The 19,095-nt window shown below is 52.1% G+C and carries 25 protein-coding genes; 19 read left to right on the top strand and 6 right to left on the bottom strand.

Annotation, left to right across the window (positions count from 1 at the left end; translation table 11 throughout):
* Positions 1-49: 49 nt before the first annotated feature.
* From ACYUBO_RS09055 to ACYUBO_RS08995, 13 genes are all read left to right on the top strand, one after another.
* Positions 50-1,279 (top strand): FAD-dependent oxidoreductase, encoded by a 1,230-nt coding sequence (locus ACYUBO_RS09055; RefSeq protein ID WP_460373775.1) that lies wholly within the window; start codon positions 50-52, stop codon positions 1,277-1,279.
* Complete coding sequence (locus ACYUBO_RS09050) at positions 1,276-1,992, top strand: dolichyl-phosphate beta-glucosyltransferase (RefSeq protein WP_300331376.1); 717 nt, start codon at positions 1,276-1,278, stop codon at positions 1,990-1,992. The genes ACYUBO_RS09055 and ACYUBO_RS09050 overlap by 4 nt, the downstream gene beginning before the upstream one ends.
* Complete coding sequence (locus ACYUBO_RS09045; protein ID WP_460373771.1) at positions 1,976-2,947, top strand: lysylphosphatidylglycerol synthase transmembrane domain-containing protein; 972 nt, start codon at positions 1,976-1,978, stop codon at positions 2,945-2,947. The genes ACYUBO_RS09050 and ACYUBO_RS09045 overlap by 17 nt, the downstream gene beginning before the upstream one ends.
* Positions 2,934-4,928, top strand: a complete 1,995-nt coding sequence (locus tag ACYUBO_RS09040; protein ID WP_460373769.1) for a Chlor_Arch_YYY domain putative glycosylation protein — start codon at positions 2,934-2,936, stop codon at positions 4,926-4,928. Before ACYUBO_RS09045 ends, ACYUBO_RS09040 begins: the two co-directional genes overlap by 14 nt.
* Positions 4,929-5,052: 124 nt before the next feature.
* Positions 5,053-5,421: a 50S ribosomal protein L7Ae gene (gene rpl7ae, locus ACYUBO_RS09035; RefSeq protein ID WP_292736721.1), complete on the top strand. Its 369-nt coding sequence runs from the start codon at positions 5,053-5,055 to the stop codon at positions 5,419-5,421.
* Positions 5,422-5,428: 7 nt separating this feature from the next.
* A complete protein-coding gene (locus tag ACYUBO_RS09030) occupies positions 5,429-5,638 on the top strand; it encodes a 30S ribosomal protein S28e (protein ID WP_211530851.1) in 210 nt (69 codons plus the stop codon).
* A gap of 5 nt (positions 5,639-5,643) precedes the next feature.
* Positions 5,644-5,835, top strand: a complete 192-nt coding sequence (locus tag ACYUBO_RS09025; RefSeq protein WP_300332154.1) for a 50S ribosomal protein L24e — start codon at positions 5,644-5,646, stop codon at positions 5,833-5,835.
* 7 nt (positions 5,836-5,842) lie between these two features.
* On the top strand, positions 5,843-6,292 hold the full coding sequence (ndk, locus tag ACYUBO_RS09020) for a nucleoside-diphosphate kinase (RefSeq protein ID WP_300332156.1): 450 nt from the start codon (positions 5,843-5,845) through the stop codon (positions 6,290-6,292).
* Positions 6,293-6,364: 72 nt separating this feature from the next.
* Entirely contained in the window at positions 6,365-7,015 is a 651-nt protein-coding gene (locus ACYUBO_RS09015; protein ID WP_300332158.1) for a MarC family protein, read from the top strand.
* A complete protein-coding gene (locus ACYUBO_RS09010) occupies positions 7,016-7,222 on the top strand; it encodes a hypothetical protein (protein WP_460373764.1) in 207 nt (68 codons plus the stop codon).
* A 1-nt stretch (position 7,223) separates the two neighbouring features.
* Positions 7,224-7,997 (top strand): nitrilase-related carbon-nitrogen hydrolase, encoded by a 774-nt coding sequence (locus ACYUBO_RS09005; protein WP_300334740.1) that lies wholly within the window; start codon positions 7,224-7,226, stop codon positions 7,995-7,997.
* 39 nt (positions 7,998-8,036) lie between these two features.
* On the top strand, positions 8,037-9,242 hold the full coding sequence (gene thrC / locus ACYUBO_RS09000; protein ID WP_460373762.1) for a threonine synthase: 1,206 nt from the start codon (positions 8,037-8,039) through the stop codon (positions 9,240-9,242).
* Positions 9,179-9,796 (top strand): DUF5803 family protein, encoded by a 618-nt coding sequence (locus ACYUBO_RS08995; RefSeq protein WP_460373760.1) that lies wholly within the window; start codon positions 9,179-9,181, stop codon positions 9,794-9,796. Before thrC ends, ACYUBO_RS08995 begins: the two co-directional genes overlap by 64 nt.
* Before the next feature lie 634 nt (positions 9,797-10,430).
* On the opposite strand, the gene ACYUBO_RS08990 is transcribed toward ACYUBO_RS08995, so the two are convergent.
* The 5 genes from ACYUBO_RS08990 to ACYUBO_RS08970 form a co-directional block, all read right to left on the bottom strand.
* On the bottom strand, positions 10,431-11,312 hold the full coding sequence (locus ACYUBO_RS08990; RefSeq protein WP_460373758.1) for a thiamine pyrophosphate-dependent enzyme: 882 nt from the start codon (positions 11,310-11,312) through the stop codon (positions 10,431-10,433).
* Positions 11,313-12,467: a pyruvate synthase subunit PorA gene (porA, locus tag ACYUBO_RS08985; protein WP_460373756.1), complete on the bottom strand. Its 1,155-nt coding sequence runs from the start codon at positions 12,465-12,467 to the stop codon at positions 11,313-11,315.
* Positions 12,467-12,727 carry a 4Fe-4S binding protein gene (locus tag ACYUBO_RS08980; protein ID WP_460373754.1) on the bottom strand — a complete coding sequence of 87 codons (261 nt, stop codon included), beginning with the start codon at positions 12,725-12,727 and terminating at the stop codon, positions 12,467-12,469. The genes porA and ACYUBO_RS08980 overlap by 1 nt, the downstream gene beginning before the upstream one ends.
* Positions 12,727-13,272, bottom strand: coding sequence for a pyruvate ferredoxin oxidoreductase subunit gamma (locus ACYUBO_RS08975; RefSeq protein WP_460373752.1), 546 nt, complete (start codon positions 13,270-13,272; stop codon positions 12,727-12,729). Before ACYUBO_RS08975 ends, ACYUBO_RS08980 begins: the two co-directional genes overlap by 1 nt.
* 77 nt (positions 13,273-13,349) lie before the next feature.
* The gene (locus ACYUBO_RS08970) at positions 13,350-14,231 is read right to left on the bottom strand and encodes a methanogenesis marker 12 protein (RefSeq protein WP_460373750.1); all 882 of its coding nucleotides are present in this window, start codon (positions 14,229-14,231) and stop codon (positions 13,350-13,352) included.
* A 38-nt stretch (positions 14,232-14,269) separates the two neighbouring features.
* On the opposite strand from ACYUBO_RS08970, the gene ACYUBO_RS08965 reads away from it, so the two are divergent.
* From ACYUBO_RS08965 to ACYUBO_RS08950, 4 genes are all read left to right on the top strand, one after another.
* The gene (locus ACYUBO_RS08965) at positions 14,270-15,205 is read left to right on the top strand and encodes an NAD-dependent epimerase/dehydratase family protein (protein ID WP_460373748.1); all 936 of its coding nucleotides are present in this window, start codon (positions 14,270-14,272) and stop codon (positions 15,203-15,205) included.
* Positions 15,206-15,269: 64 nt separating this feature from the next.
* On the top strand, positions 15,270-15,581 hold the full coding sequence (locus ACYUBO_RS08960) for a DUF4258 domain-containing protein (RefSeq protein ID WP_460373746.1): 312 nt from the start codon (positions 15,270-15,272) through the stop codon (positions 15,579-15,581).
* Complete coding sequence (locus tag ACYUBO_RS08955) at positions 15,578-15,823, top strand: type II toxin-antitoxin system MqsA family antitoxin (protein WP_460373744.1); 246 nt, start codon at positions 15,578-15,580, stop codon at positions 15,821-15,823. Before ACYUBO_RS08960 ends, ACYUBO_RS08955 begins: the two co-directional genes overlap by 4 nt.
* A gap of 111 nt (positions 15,824-15,934) precedes the next feature.
* On the top strand, positions 15,935-16,186 hold the full coding sequence (locus tag ACYUBO_RS08950) for a type II toxin-antitoxin system HicB family antitoxin (RefSeq protein ID WP_460373742.1): 252 nt from the start codon (positions 15,935-15,937) through the stop codon (positions 16,184-16,186).
* Here the strand turns inward: ACYUBO_RS08950 and ACYUBO_RS08945 are convergent.
* Positions 16,174-17,055 carry a DUF368 domain-containing protein gene (locus tag ACYUBO_RS08945; RefSeq protein WP_460373740.1) on the bottom strand — a complete coding sequence of 294 codons (882 nt, stop codon included), beginning with the start codon at positions 17,053-17,055 and terminating at the stop codon, positions 16,174-16,176. The genes ACYUBO_RS08950 and ACYUBO_RS08945 overlap by 13 nt on opposite strands.
* A gap of 83 nt (positions 17,056-17,138) precedes the next feature.
* On the opposite strand from ACYUBO_RS08945, the gene ACYUBO_RS08940 reads away from it, so the two are divergent.
* A complete protein-coding gene (locus ACYUBO_RS08940) occupies positions 17,139-18,299 on the top strand; it encodes a cofactor-independent phosphoglycerate mutase (RefSeq protein WP_460373738.1) in 1,161 nt (386 codons plus the stop codon).
* Positions 18,300-18,433: 134 nt separating this feature from the next.
* On the top strand, positions 18,434-19,087 hold the full coding sequence (locus tag ACYUBO_RS08935; RefSeq protein ID WP_460373737.1) for a hypothetical protein: 654 nt from the start codon (positions 18,434-18,436) through the stop codon (positions 19,085-19,087).
* The last annotated feature ends 8 nt before the right edge of the window (positions 19,088-19,095 follow it).

Here is a 19,095-nt window from a genome sequence, read left to right as displayed (position 1 = left end):
TGGAAAGATTCAAAAACTTTCTTATGCTCCCTGATATCACATAAGATGCATGCATATTTGCGTAATCGGTGGAGGACTCACCGGGCTTTCAGCTGCACTTCGCTTATCAGGACATCATGAGGTGACAATTCTTGAGATGAGTGATGAGGCAGGAGGATGCCTCTCCTCCTATAATCTCCCCGATTATGCAATAGAGTCCCTATATCATCATTGCTTCTCAGGCGATCGCTTCCTCCTCTCTCTTCTGGAAGAACTTGATCTACTCCGGGATCTCGAGTGGCAGAAAGGGAGCACAGGATATATGGTAAATCAACAGATTCATCCTCTGACGACACCGCTCCAGATCATCCGTTATCCTCTCCTCTCTTTCTTTGAGAAGATCCGACTCGCCCTCTTTGTCCTCAGATCCAGATCCGCAGATCGTGAGACGCTGGATACCCTCTCTGCCCGGGAATACTGTATTGAGCGTCTGGGTGAGCGGATCTACTCTTCCTTTTTTGAACCATTATTGCGATCAAAATTCGGGGATCAGAGAGATGAGGTATCTGCTGCCTGGCTTGTCAGCCGGATTGCGATCAGATCAGATCGCGGTCCTGAAGGAGAGCGGCTGGGTTATCTGAAGGGTGGCTATATCCGGCTGATCGATAGCCTTCTCCTGCGCCTGAATGCAGAAGGATGCAGGGTTGAGACCGGCCATAAGGTTGTTTCTGCAATTCCCGACGAAGTGGGATGGATTGTGGATGGCACCCGGTTTGACTGCCTCATCTCGACACTTCCACCGCAGGAGACTGCACGAATATGCTCCATCCCGCTCACTCCTCTTCCCTATCAGGGTTCCGCCTGCCTCACACTTGCTTCCTCTTATGATCCGACCGACGGCATCTACTGGGTGAATATGGGTGATCCTGCACCATATGGAGCGGTCATAACCCATACCAACTTTGTTCCATTTGATCGGTACGGTGAGCATATCGTCTACATTGCCTCGTACTTCTCAGGTAATCCCCCAGAAGACTGCGAAGAGGTCATGTTATCTGACTTCTGCATCAGATTTGAGATTCCTCGTGAGCATATTCACTGGCACCGCCTCAGGATAGAACCATTTGCAGGTCCGGTCTATGTGACCGGTTATCGATCATTGATCCCGGATCCAAACCCGGCACCCGGCCTTTTCATTGCCGGGATGTTTTCTCCTGAGAACTATCCTGAACGGAGCATGGACGGATCAATCCGTGCTGGTGAAGATGTAGCCCGGCGTGTACTGGAGTGGTCGGATTGAAGGAGTGTGAGGTGACAGCGGTCATCCCTGTCTATAATGATCGGTTGGCACTCGAAACTGCCATTCCCGAATCTATCCGCAGGCTTGAGGAGATCACCGGCTCTTTCGAACTGCTGGTGGCAGAGGATGGATCAGATGATGGGAGTGCAGAGCTGGTTCTTGAATGGGAAGGGCGTGATCCCCGTATCCGCCTCCTCCACTCAGATGAGCGGCTTGGGCGGGGAAGGGCGCTCACCCGTGCCTTCCATGCCTCAGGGGGCCGGATATTCTGCTACTATGATGTCGATCTGGCTACCGATATGGCTCACCTGAGGGAACTTGTTGATGCAATACGTTCGGGGTGTGCTATTGCCACCGGCTCACGCCTGATGCCGGAATCCAAAATCGATCGGGATAATAAAAGGGAGATTGCAAGCAGGGGATATAACGCCCTTGTCCGGATGATCCTGGGGAGCCGCCTGTATGATCACCAGTGCGGGTTCAAGGCATTCTCACGTGACAATCTTGAAGCACTCCTTCCAACTGTTGTGGCTCCCCACTGGTTCTGGGACACGGAACTACTCGTGCTCGCACAAAGACATGGATTTCGTGTCTGTGAATTCCCTGTAAGATGGCAGCAGGGAAAGGGGACAACCGTCAAACTCTCTGATGTAACAGGGATGGGATCAGAGATCCTCAGGCTCAGGTGGCGTCTTCATGCTGAGAAAGATTAGTACTGTCATCGTATCTACCCTGATTGCTGTTGCGATCATCGTGTTTCTCCTCTCCCGTGTCTGGGATGATCTCCTGATCACAGTAAGGGAAGCAGATCCACTCTATCTTCTTCCTGCTGTTATTGTCTGTCTGCTTGCATGGTACCTCAGAGGAGAACGGTACCGGTTTATTCTGATGCGTCTCTCTCTTCAGGTAGAAACCATATTTTCAATCGCCTGCATCTTTGTCTCCCAGACGGCAAACCTGATCGTCCCTGCACGACTTGGCGATCTGATCCGTCTTCTTATCCTCAAACATGAGAAGGGGGCTACCTATACTGTCGGATTTTCCTCGGTTCTCACCGAGCGGGTTTTTGATATTCTCACTATTGCCCTCATTGGTGCGATCGCGCTCCCGTTTGTTGTTGGCCAGGAACCCTGGTTCTCGATGCTCATTGGCCTTGTCCTTATTCTCGGTCTCCTTTTTGGTATTGTCCTTATCTTTTCGGGGAAATTCTCATCAGAGAACCGGATACTGGGTAAGATTATCGAGATTCTCTCACAGATCCGATCGGTATCCCAGACCCCGCGGGCACTCTTCTTCCTTTTGTTCTCCTCTCTCATAATCTGGATTATCGACTGCCTCGTATGCATGTTGGTAGCAATGATGTTCGGTGAGCCGGTTCCTTTTATGGTGATTGTGCTTGCGATCGTCATCGGCAACCTGGTGAAGGCAGTGCCGATAACCCCTGGTGGTATCGGAACCTATGAACTGGCACTTGCGATGACGTTTGAGCTTGCAGGTGTCTCAGCAGGAACTGCGGTTCTCATTGCCATTATCGATCATCTCATCAAGAATGTGGTGACTCTTGTCGGGGGTGTTGCCTCGATCTACTACTTCGGCAACTGGACAGTCTCACTCCTGAAACGGGCATATTCAGGAGATATAAAGAAGGAGATCTATGGTCGGCATTGAGGTTCAGATACAAACTGTTCTTCTATGGATTGCGGTTCTGAAGCTCCTCCAGATCTCCCTTTATCCCTCTCTCAGGGGGTCACTTGGAGATCTTGCATATCCTCTCTCCTATCCTCTCTCGCTCCTCTGTTTCTCACTCATATCCTGGTATCTCGGTTTTCTCCATCTCCCGGTAGCCATTGCCGCAATCTTCTTTGTTCTTCTTTGTGCCCTGATGATAATCCGGCGGGAGTACAGATGGTCGGATCTGAAACCACAGCTTCTTTGGGATGGCGCATTTCTTGTTGGTTTTCTCTATCTTCTTGAGATCCGCATCTTCAATCCGGCGATCTCATTTGCCGAGAAGTATATGGATCATGCCTTTCTTGCCTCGGTGATGCGAAACCCGGTTGCTCCGCCTCTTGATCCCTGGTTTGCGGGTGGTGATCTCTCGATCTACTACTATCTCGGCCACTGGTTCTCCGGGGTTCTTGGGATTATTGTGGGTGGCGAGTCATCGGTTGTCTTCAACCTTATGCTCCCGACCATTGCAGGAATGGCTGTTGTATCGGCGGTTGCATGCGGATATCTGCTGCTCCCAAAATACCAATGGCTCCCGGCTCTCATCCTTCTTCTCCCAAACCCAGCCGTTCTCTGGCATCTGATCGCTGGCACGCCACTTGCCTCGATACCATGGGAGAGTACCCGCGTTATCGCCGGAACAATCAATGAATATCCTATATTCTCTTTCTTCTGGGGGGATCCGCATGCGCATATCCTCGGTATCTTCAATCAGATCCTCTTTGTCACCCTCTGCCTGGTGATGTACCTCAGGTATGGCGATCTGGATATGAGGGATCGGCTTATCCTGGCCGCCCTTCTTGCCCTGTCACTTGGGACGATGCCCGGACTGAACTCCTGGGATGTCCTCCTGTATGCCCCCTTCTACTGTGGTGTGTCGATTCTCATCGCTCTCCGATATGCCAATAAGGATCCTCGATCCTGGCTTCCGCTCCTGCTGGTGCCGCCTCTCTCCATTCTTGCCTATGCACCGCTTCTCCTCTCCATCGAGGGCTCAGGGATCCTTGGCATTGGAATTGTACCTGAAGGGAGTGCAATCACTTCGTTCCTTCTCGTCCATGGCTTCTTCATCGCAATCTTTCTCCTCTATGGCTGGCGCGAGCTCCAAAGGTTCCCATGGCTGCTTGCCATTCCCGTGCTGATGTGGTATGCGGGATATGGGGCTGCAGGGATTGCCATTCTTGCTGCTCTCCTTATCGGTCTCCGGCGTGAATGGAAGGGGGAAGATATCCTGGCAATTGCCGGTCTTCTGGTCATCACCTTCTGTGAACTGATCTACCTGAAGGACGGCATGGGTGTTGACTATTTTCGGATGAATACGGTCTTTAAATTCTATATGGGTGCCTGGGTGATGATGGGGCTTGCAGCGGCTGTCATCGCCGGCCGCTGGCTCTCATCTCTCCAGCTACCGCGCGCGATTCCCTTGCCTCTGAAATTGATATGCATCTCCGGGGTGGTGATCTGCCTCCTCCTGATCCCGGCCTATATACCCCTCACCTATGGATATGGGTCGGGCACCCTTGATGGCGCGGCCTGGCTGGAAGATCGCCATCCCGGTGATGCAGCTGCGATCCGGTATCTCGGTTCTCTTGAAGGCAATCTCCTGATCGTTGAAGCTATTGGAGACGATTACACCTATGCCAGTCGTATATCGTCCTTTACAGGTATTCCAACCATCCTCGGGTGGCCCGGCCATGAGATAGTCTGGAGATCAGATGATGGATGGTACAGTAAACGAATAACAGATGTCAGGGCACTCTATGAGGATCCTGGGAAAAGCCCGGCGCTTCTTGAGGAATATGGTATCACCCATATCGTTGTCGGAGCGTTTGAAGAAGAACACTACCTGGTCACCCTCCCAAAAACCGGTCTCATTCTCCAATTTGATGAGGGAGGTACAGCGGTCTATCAGGTGGTCTGATCGGTCATGCAGACGAACCTTTATCCCCCTTCTCTGTGTAATAATATGGTTACGCCAGCATCGGTTCTTATACCGCTGATGAGTGATGAAGGAGGAGCCAGTCTTCTCCTGAATGAGGTGAGCTATGTCAAAGATGTACCAACAGTTTGAAGTCCCCGAAGAGCTTCAGAACAATGCGCTTGAAGCACTTGAACTTGCACGGGACACCGGAAAGATTAAGAAAGGATCCAATGAAGCAACAAAAGCTATTGAACGCGGTATTGCCCAGCTTGTTCTGATCGGCAGTGACGTAGAGCCCGAAGAGATCGTGATGCATCTTCCGCCGCTCTGCGCAGAGAAGCAGATACCGTTTATTTTCATTAACAAACAGGCCGAGATCGGTGCCGCCTGCGGCCTTGATGTCGGATCAGCTGCTGTTGCAATTGTCAAATCCGGCAAAGGCAAGGATATTGTCGAAGAGCTTGTGAAACAGGTTGAAGCACTGAGAGGCTGAGTCTTCTATGGCTGATAATGGAACGCCGGCAGAAGTCATTGAAGTGATTGGTCTTACAGGGATGCACGGAGAAGCATCCCAGGTGAAGTGCCGTATCCTCGATGGCCCAAACAAGGGGCGGATCATCACCCGGAATACATTCGGGCCGATCCGTGAGGGGGATATCCTCATGCTCCTTGAGACGGAACGTGAAGCAAAGAAGCTCTCGAGGCGGTGAAGCCGATGGTTGAGAAGTATACCTGCAGTTTCTGCGGAGAAGAACTCGAGCCTGGAACCGGCAAACTCTTTGTGCGAAAAGACGGGGCAGTCTTTTATTTCTGCTCTTCCAAGTGCCAGAGCAACTACCGGCTCCGCAGGGTCCCACGCCGTGTCGAGTGGACTGCAATGGGTCGCAAGGCCCGTGGCAAGGAGTGATTCTCCAATGGAGCGCTCCTTTGTGATGGTCAAACCCGATGGCGTCCAGCGCGGACTGGTCGGTGAGATCATCTCCCGCTTTGAGAAGAAAGGTCTGAAACTGGTCGCAGCCCGCTTTGAGGCGCTTCCGGATGATCGTGTCCAGGAACAGTACCGGGAACACCTTGAAAAACCTTTCTTCCCTGGTCTGAAGGCCTATATCACAAGCGGTCCCGTCTTCCTGATGGTCTGGGAAGGAAAAAATGTCGTCCCAATCGTCAGGCTTCTGGTTGGTGCAACCAATCCGGCAGAGGCGCTTCCCGGTACTATCCGTGGCGATTTCGCCATTGATATCGGAAGAAATGTCATCCATGCCTCTGATTCGGATGCATCAGCAGAGCGCGAGATCAAAATCCACTTCAATGACACTGATCTGATCGGATATGCTGCTCTTGCAGAACCGATGATCTACGAATAATACCAAAATCACCTCCACACTCTTATTTTCGAGCCACAATTGGCTTAAGGGAAGAGGATCTACATTTTCCTGATGGTCGATCTGCTGACCTTTGTCCTTCTGTCACTCTCATCGATTGTGATTGTGCTCAATCCACTGGCAGCGACGCTTATCTATGTAAGCCTGACTGATTCAATGGATCGGGCAACAAGGCTGAGGGTGGCATTTGAGGCCAACAGGGTTGCACTTTTCGTCATTCTGACTTTTGCAATTGCCGGGGGGGCTATCCTGCAGCTCTTTGGCATCTCACTTGAGGCATTCCGTGTTGCTGGCGGTATTCTCCTCTTTGGAATCGGTATGGAGATGGTCTATGCAAAGACATCACGCACCAAGATGACTGCCACAGAAAAGTATGAGGGCATTGATGCGGATGATGTCGCCATGATGCCTATTGCAATCCCGATGATAGCTGGTCCGGGAACGATCACAACTGTCATTGTCCTGATGAATGAGGCGGTTGATATCGGTATTGAAGCAATGGGTGCAATACTGATTCTCTGTGTGCTTGTGATTCTGGTGAATTATTATATGATGAAGAATGCTGATCTAATCACAAAATATATCGGGCCGCGGGAGTACCGTGTCATTGGAAGGCTGATGGGTATGATGCTGATCGCAATTGCTGTTCAGTTCGTCATTACCGGACTTCGGCAGGCGTTCCCGATTCTTGTTGGAGGTATATAGATGGTACACATTGACAGTTTTGATCTCTTCTTCCTCTTCATGGGTCTCTGCATGATAATCGGTGCAGTCGTTGTCGGCCTGATGACACTGGGATACCAGATCTCATTTGCTCCGATCGTCCTCTTTGTCATCGCCATGCTGATAGCGATGGTTGCGATCGTTGTTATTCTGAAAGGATATGCCAACCAGACTGGCAAGGGTGAATAGAGTGAAGATCTGTTGTGCCCAGCTCGGCTCAGTTCCGGAGGCACCAGATACAAATCTTGCCCGTGCAGACGATGCCATACGGAGTGCAGTTGCATCAGGTGCTGATCTTGTTCTCTTTCCTGAACAGTATGCAACCGGGTGGGATCCTTCCTCAACAAAGTATGCCGAGGAGAAAGGAGGTCCGATTGAGTCTGCCTGGTGTCAGATGGCTGAAGACCACGGAGTCTGGATCGTTGGGTCGCAGAGGACACAGTCACCGGTTGGTATCCAGAATACCGCCTTCATTGCAGCTCCTGATGGCTCTGTGCATGCACGATATGCAAAGACACATCTCTTCAGATATGCGGGTGAAGATCAACATTTTGTGCCCGGAGATCGGCTCTCGGCCTGCTCCTGCGACGGGCTTATGGTCGGCCTTGCCATCTGCTATGACCTGAGGTTCCCTGAACTCTTCAGGCGGTATGCCGATCTCGGGGTTGAGTGTATGCTGGTTCCGGCAGCATGGCCGTGCAGCAGAATTGATATCTTCACACTTTTTCTGCAGGCCCGTGCAGTTGAGAACCAGTATTATGTTGCAGGTGTCTCCCCCACCGGAACAAACCCAATCGATCACTATTGTGGCAGATCGGCAATTGCTGATCCCCTCGGAAAAACCCTCTGCAGCGCAGGGGGGGATGAGGCGTGTATTGTAGCAGATGTGGATGCTGACTATGTTGCATCAGTCCGGAGACGTTTTCCTTTCCAGGATGATGCACGGTATGATCTCAAGGCCTGATACCCTCTCCTTATTATCTTTCGGCTCGAATCTGTAGATATGCATCGTCTCATCTGTATCCATTGCAAAAAGGAATATCCTCCCGATTCTGTGGTGTATACCTGTTCTGCATGTGGGCATCTCCTTGCGGTGGAGTATGATCTGGATGAGATCTCAATCTCCAGATCTGATCTCTCAAACCGCCCCCTTTCAGTCTGGCGGTACCGGGAGCTGCTCCCGGTTGAAATTCCTCCGGTAACACTCCAGGAAGGAGGGACTCCGCTCTACCATCTGAAAAGGATTGGGGAATCGCTTGGTCTTCCGCATCTCTACGCCAAGCATGAAGGGATGAACCCGACGGGCTCATTTAAAGATCGAGGTATGACCCTTGGGGTTTCAATGGCGCTTCAGCTCAATATGAAGATGGTCGCCTGCGCGAGCACCGGCAATACCTCAGCCAGCCTTGCTGCCTATGCTGCCCGGGCCGGGATCCCGGCAGTAGTCCTCCTACCGGCAGGAAAGGTTGCAATTGGAAAGATTGCACAGGCACTGATGCATGGTGCGCGGGTCATCTCGGTTGCCGGCAATTTTGACCGCACCCTCGAGATGGTTCATGAGCTCTGCATCTCGCATGGGATCTATCTCTTAAATTCTGTAAACCCGTACCGGCTTGAAGGGCAGAAGACCATCGGGTATGAGGTGATCGATCAGCTTGGATCTGTTCCTGACCGGCTCGTCCTCCCGGTTGGCAATGCAGGAAATATCTCTGCGGTGCACAAGGGTCTCACAGAGTGGCAGTCACTCGGCTGGATTGACTCCCTCCCGATGATGACTGGTATCCAGGCAGAAGGGTCAGCCCCGGTTGTCCGGGCGATCAAGGGTGATCTCCCTGTGGTGGTGCCGGATGAAAATCCTGAGACAATAGCAACAGCTATCCGTATAGGTGCTCCCGTGAATGCAGAGAAGGCGCTTCGGGCGATCCGGGAGACCGGAGGCCTTGCCGAATCCGTCAGCGATGCAGAGATCCTCTCAATGCAGAGGGATCTTGCACGGTTGGAGGGGATCGGGGTTGAACCTGCATCTGCGGCATCGGTTGCAGGGATAAAGAAACTGGTAGAGATGGGTGTGATCGATCCGGATGAACGAATCGTATGTGTCGTGACAGGCCACCTGCTGAAAGATCCAGAGACGGTGATTCAACAATGCAGTCCACCAACCGAGATAGATGCCACCTTACCTGCCTTGCTCTCTGCCTTGCAGCTCTGATTCTGGCATCGCCTGCTTTTGCGCAGAATGCTACGTTCTCGATTAATGAGAACGCCAGTAGCTACTCTGCTTCAGTGGAAATAACTGATGCAGATAGCTACCAGTTCACAAAACCCGGGTACCTTGGTGAGGCAGTTCCTATCTCCGTCCGTGAGATACGGGTTATGGGTGTTCATGGCGAGGTCTCCTATGATGAGCAGAGGAATTCTGTGATCACCTTTCCAGAGGGAGATTATATCATCGCATATGAAGGGGATCTGGATGGCAACTCATTCTCTGCTCTCTTCAAAACACCCTATAATGTCACCATCTCTCTGCCGGGAGTCTATTTTGTAGACAACCCGCTGCTTGGATATGTCAGCCAGGGGGGAAGTGTGCTTGTCGGGGAGAACCAGACAACCATCCTCTGGGAGAGTACCCGGTATGCTGAGATCAGGTTTTATGACGAACTACGGCTTTTTATACTCTCTGTATTTGGGACGATCTGGGTTGTATTTATGATCATCCTGCTCTTTGGCTACTATTCGATGAGAGCAGCATCCAGGAGGGAGTAGCCACTCTCTCTTTTTTTGTCTGGATCTTCGCTGATCTGTTGCGGGTTTTCAATAGGGTTCGAGTCAACAATTTGCTAATTTGGGGTTTGAATCATGCACGAGGAACTGTTCACTCTGGCTCAGAATATTCAGGAACCATGGAGGTTCAAATGGATTGAAATCCTGCCTATATGAGATTGGTTTTCGAATGTACCTTGATTGAACCCGGTCACCGAGAGAAAGAACCACAGAGATTGCCACCACCCCGTCCCCGTCCGCAAGTGCTTCGCAATGAGGTTGTACTGGCTGACCGCACATGCAGCGCCGGGAGGAGCGGGAATGCTTCGGGGCTGCCTGAGCAGATAAAACCCGATTCTTTCGAATCGCCTTTCAGGTTGCTCTGATGAGCAAGGTTTTATCACCTCTGTCATCCTGCTCCCTCGCTACCCCGCCCCCCGATACCCGCGCCGCACGTGCTTCAAACTACTCACGCAAAAAAGCGAAGAGGCTTTTGTCTTTTCAGTTTCCCCTCAATCTGTCTCTTTATGATGGGAATTGCGGGAATACTTAAAAAATGCTCATGATGCCATCTGGGGCAACAGGCATACAAGATGAAAATGATGGGTGTTCCCATGCATTTTCATATAAAAGATGGTTAGAGATCGATTCCAAACTTCTCTGCATTTCTATCGGCGATCGCCTGGATTTTTGCAATCTCCTCTTCATTTTTCTTTGGCTTGAAGAGGTGGCGGAACCGTTTTTGGACAGAGAGATATTCTTCGACCGGTTTTCGTTTGACCTTCTTAGCCTTCTTCACAACACCATCGATCATCTCGTAGTTGACCCAGAGTCCTGTCTCAACCGCCAGTTTGCCGACTTCAAGGGTCTTACTCCCCTCAAAACCCCATCCAGTGCAGCAGGGAGCATGCACCTGGATGTAGCAGGCGCCCGGTGTGTTGACTGCTGTTTCGACCTTCTTCATGAGATCGGTCGGGTATGCCATTGTTGCTGTTGCAACATAGGGTGCACCATGGGCAGCAAGGATCGCGGGAACATCCTTCTTCTGATGCTTGTTCCCCATGGAACAGGATCCCGCCGGGCTTGTTGTTGTGCTGGCATCAAAGGGTGTTGCACCGGATCGCTGGATGCCGGTGTTCATGTACGCCTCATTGTCATAGCAGATATAGGTGATATCGTGGTTCCGCTCAAAGGCGCCGGAGAGGCAGAGCATCCCGATATCAACCGTTGCTCCGTCCCCTCCGATGATAATGACCTTCTCCTTCCTTCCCTGTCTTTTAAGTGACGCTTCGACTCCGGAGGCAACCGCACTTGCATTCTCAAAGAGCGAATGAATCCATGGAACCTTCCAGGCAGTCTCAGGGTAGGGTGTCGAGAAGACCTCAAGGCAGCCGGTTGGTGAGACGACGATGGTGTTTTCACCTGCCCCTTTCAGGATCATCCTGACTGCACTTGCTGCTCCGCACCCTCCACAGGCACGGTGGCCGCACTCGAACAGCTCTAATGTTTTATCAACCATTTACAACAACTCCTCGCGCAGTCCATAGAACATATCGCCTGATCCCTTCTCGGCAAGATCCACGATTGCTTTGATATCCTTCTTCCGGATGTCCCGTCCTCCGAGGCCGAGGATGTAATCGTAGACATCGATTGATGAGCCATAGAGTGCGTCTTTTACCTCAAGTGCAACTGCACCTTTTGATCCAAGAGAGACATTCTTGTCAAGTACAGCAACGGTTTTGATATGGGAGAGAGCGCTTGCAATCTCCTCGTCAGGGAATGGCCTGTAGCAGCGGATCTTCAGGAGCCCGACTTTTTTGCCGTCAGCCCGCATCTCGTCGATTGCGTCCTTGACGGTTCCGCAGATTGAGCCCATCGCAATGATGGCTGTCTCTGCATCTTCAAGCTTGTACCCCTCGATGAGTCCGGAATAATCTCTTCCGAACTGTTCGCCAAAGAGGGCGCCATATTTCCGGATCGCCTCTTTTGTACGGAGCATCGCCCGCTGGTTTTCGTACCTGAATTCAAGGTAGTAATCCGGCGTTGCGTACATTCCAAACGATATCGGGTCCTTTGCATCGAGTTTCTGGTATGGGTTGAATGCCGGGAGGTAGGCATCGACCTCTTCCTGGGAAGGCATGTCAACCGGCTCGTAGGTGTGGGTAAGGATAAACCCATCGAAACAGACGAAGGCCGGGAGGAGGATGTCGTGGTCCTCACAGACTCTGTATGCCAGGATGTGGAGATCAAGTGCCTCCTGGTTGTCTTCTGCATAGAATTGGATCCAGCCTGAATCACGGAGTGCGATTGAGTCCTGTTGATCATTCCAGATTGAGAGTGGGGCGCTCATTGCGCGGTTTGCAATCGTCATCACGATCGGAAGGCGCATCCCTGCAACATTGAAACAGACCTCAAACATCAGGGCAAGTCCCTGTGAGGTGGTTGCCGAGTAGGTGCGCGATCCCGCAGCAGATGCACCCAGGCAGGCAGAGAGTGCTGAGAACTCACTCTCGACACAGATGTATTCCGACTGCAGGCGGCAGTCTGCAACCATCTGGGCGAGCGCCTCGACGATATGGGTCTGGGGAGTGATTGGGTATGCGGCGATCACTTCCGGACGGCAGAGCCTTGTTGCCTCGGCAACTGCGTGTGATCCCTCAAGTATCTCTTTCATTATTTCTCCTCCTTTTCCATCTTGATCGCATCTCCTGGACACTCTTCTGCACAGAGGCCGCAGCCTTTGCAGTAGTCGAGATCTGGAATATACTCTTTTTCTCCCTTCACTTCGATACAGCCTTCAGGACAGATCAGCGAACAGATCCCGCACCCGGTACACGTATCCTTCTCAAAGATCGGGTAGAAGACCCGCCATGAACCTGTTCGATTGTCACGGCCTTTGCCGGGCCGGGCAGTGCATCCGATATTGAGCGGCATTATGCGCTGCCTCCTTTAATCATCTCATATGCCCTTTGCGAGGCCTTGATATTCGTGTCGGCGAGCTTGCCTTCGAATCGTCCGCGAAGTGCGTCTTCCAGTGCGGAAAACTCAATCTCACCGGTTGCTGCGGCAAAAGCACCCATCAGAGCGGTGTTTGTGATCGGAAGCCCGATCTCTTCGAGTGCGATTTTGGTTGCATCGATTGTAATGATCGAAACACCCTCAGGAGCAGAATAGCCGCCGGTTTTTTCCGTATTGATAATGGCAATTCCTCCCGGTTTCATTCCTGCAAAGACATTGATGTCCGCAATCAGCGTGCTGTCCTGCACGATGATGTAGTCAGGTTCGTACACCTGGCTTCGGAGCCGGATCTTCTCGTCACTAAACCGAACAAACGCCTGCACCGGAGCGCCACGTCGTTCGACACCAAAAGCAGGAAAAGCCTGGGCAAAGACTCCGCCCTGAAATGCGGCAACTGCGATGAGTTCTGCCGCGGTGACGGAGCCCTGTCCTCCTCTTCCATGGATGCGTAATTCTCTCAAGAAAAACCCCATATAATCTTACACGATTAATCATATATAATTACGGCATGGGGGATTCAAAATCGGTGAATGACTTTTCAGATCATATCAAAAATGACCGGGATTCCAAGAATCTCTCTATTTCCTCCGGCAATATCCCGTGCAATCATTGAGAGGCCGCGTGCTGCTGCCCATTCGTCATAGATGGCAATTTCACGTCCAATGAGGGATTGCACCTCGTCTGCAATGACGGGGGCGCAGGATCCTGCAAGTGCCACCCGGGCATCTTTTGCAAGGAGGAGCATGGATGCAATCTCCATTGCAGCAAAGAGTGCGACAGTCTTCATCTGAAGATCTTCCGGCATGGTAGAGCTGACCCCCGCCTGCATGAAAGCCTCGTTTGCGGTCTGCTGGTGGCTATCGATCCGCCGTATTGCATCGACATCAAGTGCGCCGTGCCTGGTTCCCGGTGCAAAGATGCAGGCATCGAATGCCCCGATAATTCTCCCCTCTCTCACAAGGAGGGTGACGGTATTGGAACTGGTATCGGAAACGACGAAGGTATCCCCCAGATCATGTGAAACAAGGTAGGCGATCCCGATCTTCTCAGGACTCGTCTGATGTGAATATATTTTGAATCTTGGATCGGTATCTGATCCACGGTGAATCCCAGGTATTGCAACTGCCGGGATGCCGGATCCCGCGACCTCGTCAAAGACCTTCGTGCCTCCGCCGACATGCTCGCCTGCTCCCTCCCGGGTTACAATACCGCGGTTTGTGAGTCTTTGAACCGGGGTGATCGCGGTGAAATTATCCCCCATCGAGTAGCAGAGCGCGATCCCCTCTATCTCGTCAAGGGGGGAGAGCCGTGTGAGATCATGGATCCTAAAGGATCTCGCCTCACTCCGGCTCATTTTAAACTCGGCGGTCTCAGATGCAAACCGGATTGCTGTTGTTCCGTGATCGATGCCGATGAACATACCGGTACTTAATTGTCTACCTAACCTATTAGTGTATAATGTTCAGTGTCGTGACCGGTGGTGCCGGATTTATCGGATCTCATCTTGTTGATGCGCTGGTTGAGCGGGGAGATCGTGTATGTGTGATCGATTCGCTCTCAGCAGGGAGCCGTGAGCATATCAAAGGGCATATCGATTCGGGAAAGGTTGAGTTGATCGAAGCCGATCTCCTCTCGGATGTCTGGCAGGGTTCGTGCAGGGGAGCAGACCGGATCTTTCACCTTGCCGCCGATCCCGATGTACGGGGGAGTGCAGCACATCCGTTCTCAGTATATGAGAATAATGTCACTGCCACTATCCGCGTCCTTGAGGCGATGCGGGAGCACCAGATACCTGAGATCGTCTTCACCTCCACATCAACTGTCTATGGCGAGGCATCGGTGATCCCAACACCTGAGGAATATTCGCCGATGGTGCCGATCTCGGTCTATGGTGCAAGCAAGCTCGCGTCTGAAGCGATGATCTCGTCGTACTGTCACACCTACCAGATGAAAGGATCGGTCTTCCGGTTTGCTAATATCATTGGTCCCCGGAGCAACCACGGGGTGATCTTTGACTTTATCAGGAAACTCAAGAGTAACCCGGAGCAGCTTGAGATCCTGGGTGACGGAACCCAGACCAAATCTTATCTCTCGGTTGCTGCCTGCGTTGAGGGGATGATCTATGCCTCAGAGCATGGCCCCAATCTGTATAATATCTATAATATCGGATCTGATGACTGGATCGATGTCGTCTCGATTGCAGAGATCGTTGTATCCGAGATGGGGCTTACTGATGTCGAATTCGCCTTCACCGGAGGGGATCGAGGCTGGGTCGGAGATGTCCCGAAGATGCTCCTCTCTGTTGAGAGGATTCAGGGGCTTGGATGGAAGCCGGGTATTGGATCTGAGAGGAGTGTCCGTGAGGCGGTGCGGGCGGGGTTATCAGAATTGTGATCGTATCGGTGACTTTGATTTGTTGTGATCGTATGGGGACAGACACAAAGGAAGGGATGGAGAGGTGAACATAAGAGAAGAGATCAACAGATTTGCAGAATGTGATGCCGTCATTATTTCACATCATGCACGAGTCAGGATGTTTGAGAGGAATATTTCAACTGATGATCTTCAATCAATTATTCGGGGTGGGGAGATCATTGAGTCATATCCCGATGACGATCCATGTCCTGCTGTACTCATGCTTGGTTTTATACGTGAAGACGCATATCATCTAGTACTTGGGATTTGTGAAGATCATCTCCGGGTTATTACAACATACAATCCGGATGAAGGGTTCTGGATAGATGCACGAACAAGGAGGAGAGAAGGTTGATTCCAGAGAGATGCACGTTTTGTAAAGGAACTCTGCATGAGGGAAAGACTGAGTTTATTGCCAGAGTAGCGGATGAGATCATCGTTATCAGGGATGTCCCGGCATGTATCTGTGATCGCTGTGGTGAAGCGTACTATACCATTGAGATCTCGAAAAAGATTGATCTGGTGATGAAGGATGTGCATAATGGCCGGCTCTGTTGCAGACCTCTTGCAGCAGGTGAAGTTGAACTGACTGGTTAGTAATCTGATCCACGAAGCGATCAATCCCTATCTGGATTAATGCACGATCTCTTGGTATGGTGGACGAGAGATATATGATATCAGAATACGCTGGAGGCTGAAGAAGATACAATGTCCGAATACATGCTCTCAATTACTATCAGGAAACTTGATGAAGGGGGATACCTGGCAACAAGTGACACTATTCAGGGTCTTATTGCTCAGGGTAGAACAATCAGTGAAACTATGGAGATCGCCCAGGATGTCGCCCGTAAACTGATAGAATCATATCTTGAACATGGCGATCCCCTGCCGGAGCATCTTGTTTCTTCAACAAAATTAATTAAAAATGTCAAGATTCCTGCCTCCCCTCATTTTTTGTGAACAATAGTATCCCTCTTTTTCCGCCTCATCTGCTCAACTGCGGCGATCAGGATGACGCCAGTCGTACACGCGATGAGAACCTCCGGGGTGAATCCCCCCGCCTCCCCAATCCGCTCAAATAATGTCCGGGTTGATCCGAGCATAAGACCGGTCAGGAAGGCGAGCAGAACAGCAGTGTAGTGGTCAAGGAGGTACCGGAGCGCCCGGGAGAAGAGAAGGATGCCGATTGCCCCTCCTGCAATGAACGCGATGATCTCAGGGATGGAGACGTCTTTGAGTGCCTGAAGCATATACTCGTACTGCCCGAGGATGAGGGTGAGGTATGCGCCCGATATTCCAGGGAGGATCATCGCACAGAGGGCGATCATACCGGTTAGAAAGATCATCGGGAGAGAGTGGCCAAATGATCCTGCGGGGATGCTTCCGATCATGTATCCGACTAAAAGGCCTGCACCAATGAAGATGATGGCACTTTTTCTGGCAGACTCGATCTGGATGGCGATCACAACGGCAGATGCTAGGATGATCCCAAGAAAGAGTCCGAATGCCTCGCCAGGCCAGGTCTCAAGGATATGCAGGATCGCCCATGACATCAGGAGGGCGGCGGTGCCGATCCCGGCAAGCAGGATGATCAAGAAAAGGGGATCGGCTGCCTGTACATCATCTTTGAACCCCTGAATGTCTCCCCTTAGAAGCCGGATCGCGGTATGCGGGCGCACAGCGGCTATTGCATGGACGAGCCGCCCGTAAATGCCGGTGATAAACGCCATGGTGCCTCCGGAGACACCGGGTACGATGTCGGATCCGCCCATGATGAGGCCGCGGAGAAAGATTCCGGCAGCTTCACGGAATGAGATGTCAGGTTTCACAGAGTAGATCATGTGCGCTCAAGAGACTATTAATGATACTCCCGGCAGATCTAGTAATGATGCATCTGGAGGAAGTAGAGGGAATGAAGAGGAAATGCCTCCTTATCCTTGGGGATGGGATGGCAGATGAGCCGATTGAAGCACTCGGCGGGCTGAGCCCGCTTGAGTATGCTTCTACCCCGAACATGGATGCCATTGCCCGGAATGGCCGGATGGGCCTGCTGGAAACGGTACCTCCGGGTTTTGAACCAGGATCAGATGTTGCAAATCTCTCTGTCCTCGGCTATGATCCGGCCCTCTACTATACCGGGCGCGGTCCGCTGGAGGCGGCCTCGATGGGTGTTGCGCTTGCAGCAGGCGATATCGCATACCGTTGCAACCTGGTGACGATCCGGGACGGGGTGATGGAGGATTTCTCTGCCGGTCATATCTCTAGTTCCGAGGGAAAAGAGCTCTTTGCCTCGCTTCAGAAGGAACTTGATGGCGTAACTCTCTATCCGGGGATCAGCTACAGAAACCTGCTCGTCTTTCATCATGGGAGCGGGGCATCCTCCACCCCTCCGCATGATATCGTCGGGCAGCCGATCGATTCCTATCTGCCGACAGGAGCAGACGCGGATATCCTGCGTCATTGTATGGAGGTCTCGGCAGAGGTCTTTGCCGGCCACCCGGTGAATCTGAAACGAATTGAGAAAGGACAATCTCCTGCAACCTCCATCTGGCCGTGGAGCGGGGGGCAGACTCCGAAAATTCCGTCATTTGAAGAACAGTACGGGAGATCCGGCGGGATGATCTCAGCAGTCGATCTCCTCTTTGGAATTGCGACAATTGCCCGCATGGAGGTGATCAAGGTTCCCGGAGCAACCGGATATCTCGATACCGACTATGAGGCCAAGATCCGGTATGCACTGGACGCGCTGAAGCGGCTTGACTTCGTGTACGTGCATGTCGAGGCACCTGATGAAGCCGGGCATCTTGGGAGCCTTGAAGAGAAGGTGAAGGCGATCGAGCGGCTGGATGAAGTAATTGGTATCGCGCTTGCAGAATTTGATGGCATCATTGCCGTGCTCCCCGATCATCCGACTCCGCTTCGCGTAAAGACGCACACCTCTGATCCGGTTCCCTTTGCGGTCCTTGGAAAAGGGCAGGATGAGTGCGGGAGCTATTCGGAGCGGGAAGCTGAAAAGGGCTCATACGGGTTGATCAGGGGGCCGGAACTCCTGCCTCTTCTCTTTTCAGAATAGGTGGCATCAGATCCCTGCGTCATCATCCGGGATGTCAGCGGGGGTAACTCTCATCATCTGCCACTTTTCTATGTGCGTTTGGATGGGATGGTTCTTCCGCAAACCATATTCCTCCGTGAGGGGATAGTGATTGTATGGGTACACACAGGCAGATGACGATCGGCATCACGATCAACCTGGATAATTACGAGAATATCAGGTTTGATGTGGCCGGTGAGGTGGAGTCGGACGAGGATGCCACAGAACTCATCGCATTTCTGGATGGTGTGCTCTCCGGTATCGGGCGTGATGATGAGGTGACGAGAGAGCGTGTCGATCATTATCGGAGCCGGGTCTTTGGCTCTCGTCTCCGGGATGAGCCTCCATCAGAGGAGCTTGTGGTAGGTATAGCCTCCTGTCCGGTTCCCGGGGATGAATCATATAGTGAGGAGGAGCCGGATCGCGATCTCTCCGGGGTGGATACCCCTGACCCGCAACCCAGTTCACCTGATTATCCGCCTCTGGAAGAGCCGGACTCCGGGGAGAATCCGGAGATTGGGACGGCTTTGCCTCCTGAAGATAATGCCTCTCCTGTTGAACCGGAGTCCGTCCCGGAGGCTGCCTCTCCTGTTGATCCTGTCCCGGCACCAGCAGCAGAGAGTGCTGCTCCTCCTGCAAGCACAGCATCTCAGGCCGCCCAGCCATTTGTCTGTGAAGCCTGCGGCGCGGAGGTGAACAAGGTCCAGCATGATGTAAGCCATCTCTTTATGAACAAGACCCTCTGTAAGGCGTGCATGAACCGGTCGTGACCGGGAGT

It is taken from the genome of Methanocalculus sp. MC3 (assembly GCF_054767395.1).
Note: the sequence above shows the minus strand (reverse complement) of the source record. Positions and strands in the feature narration are given on the sequence as shown.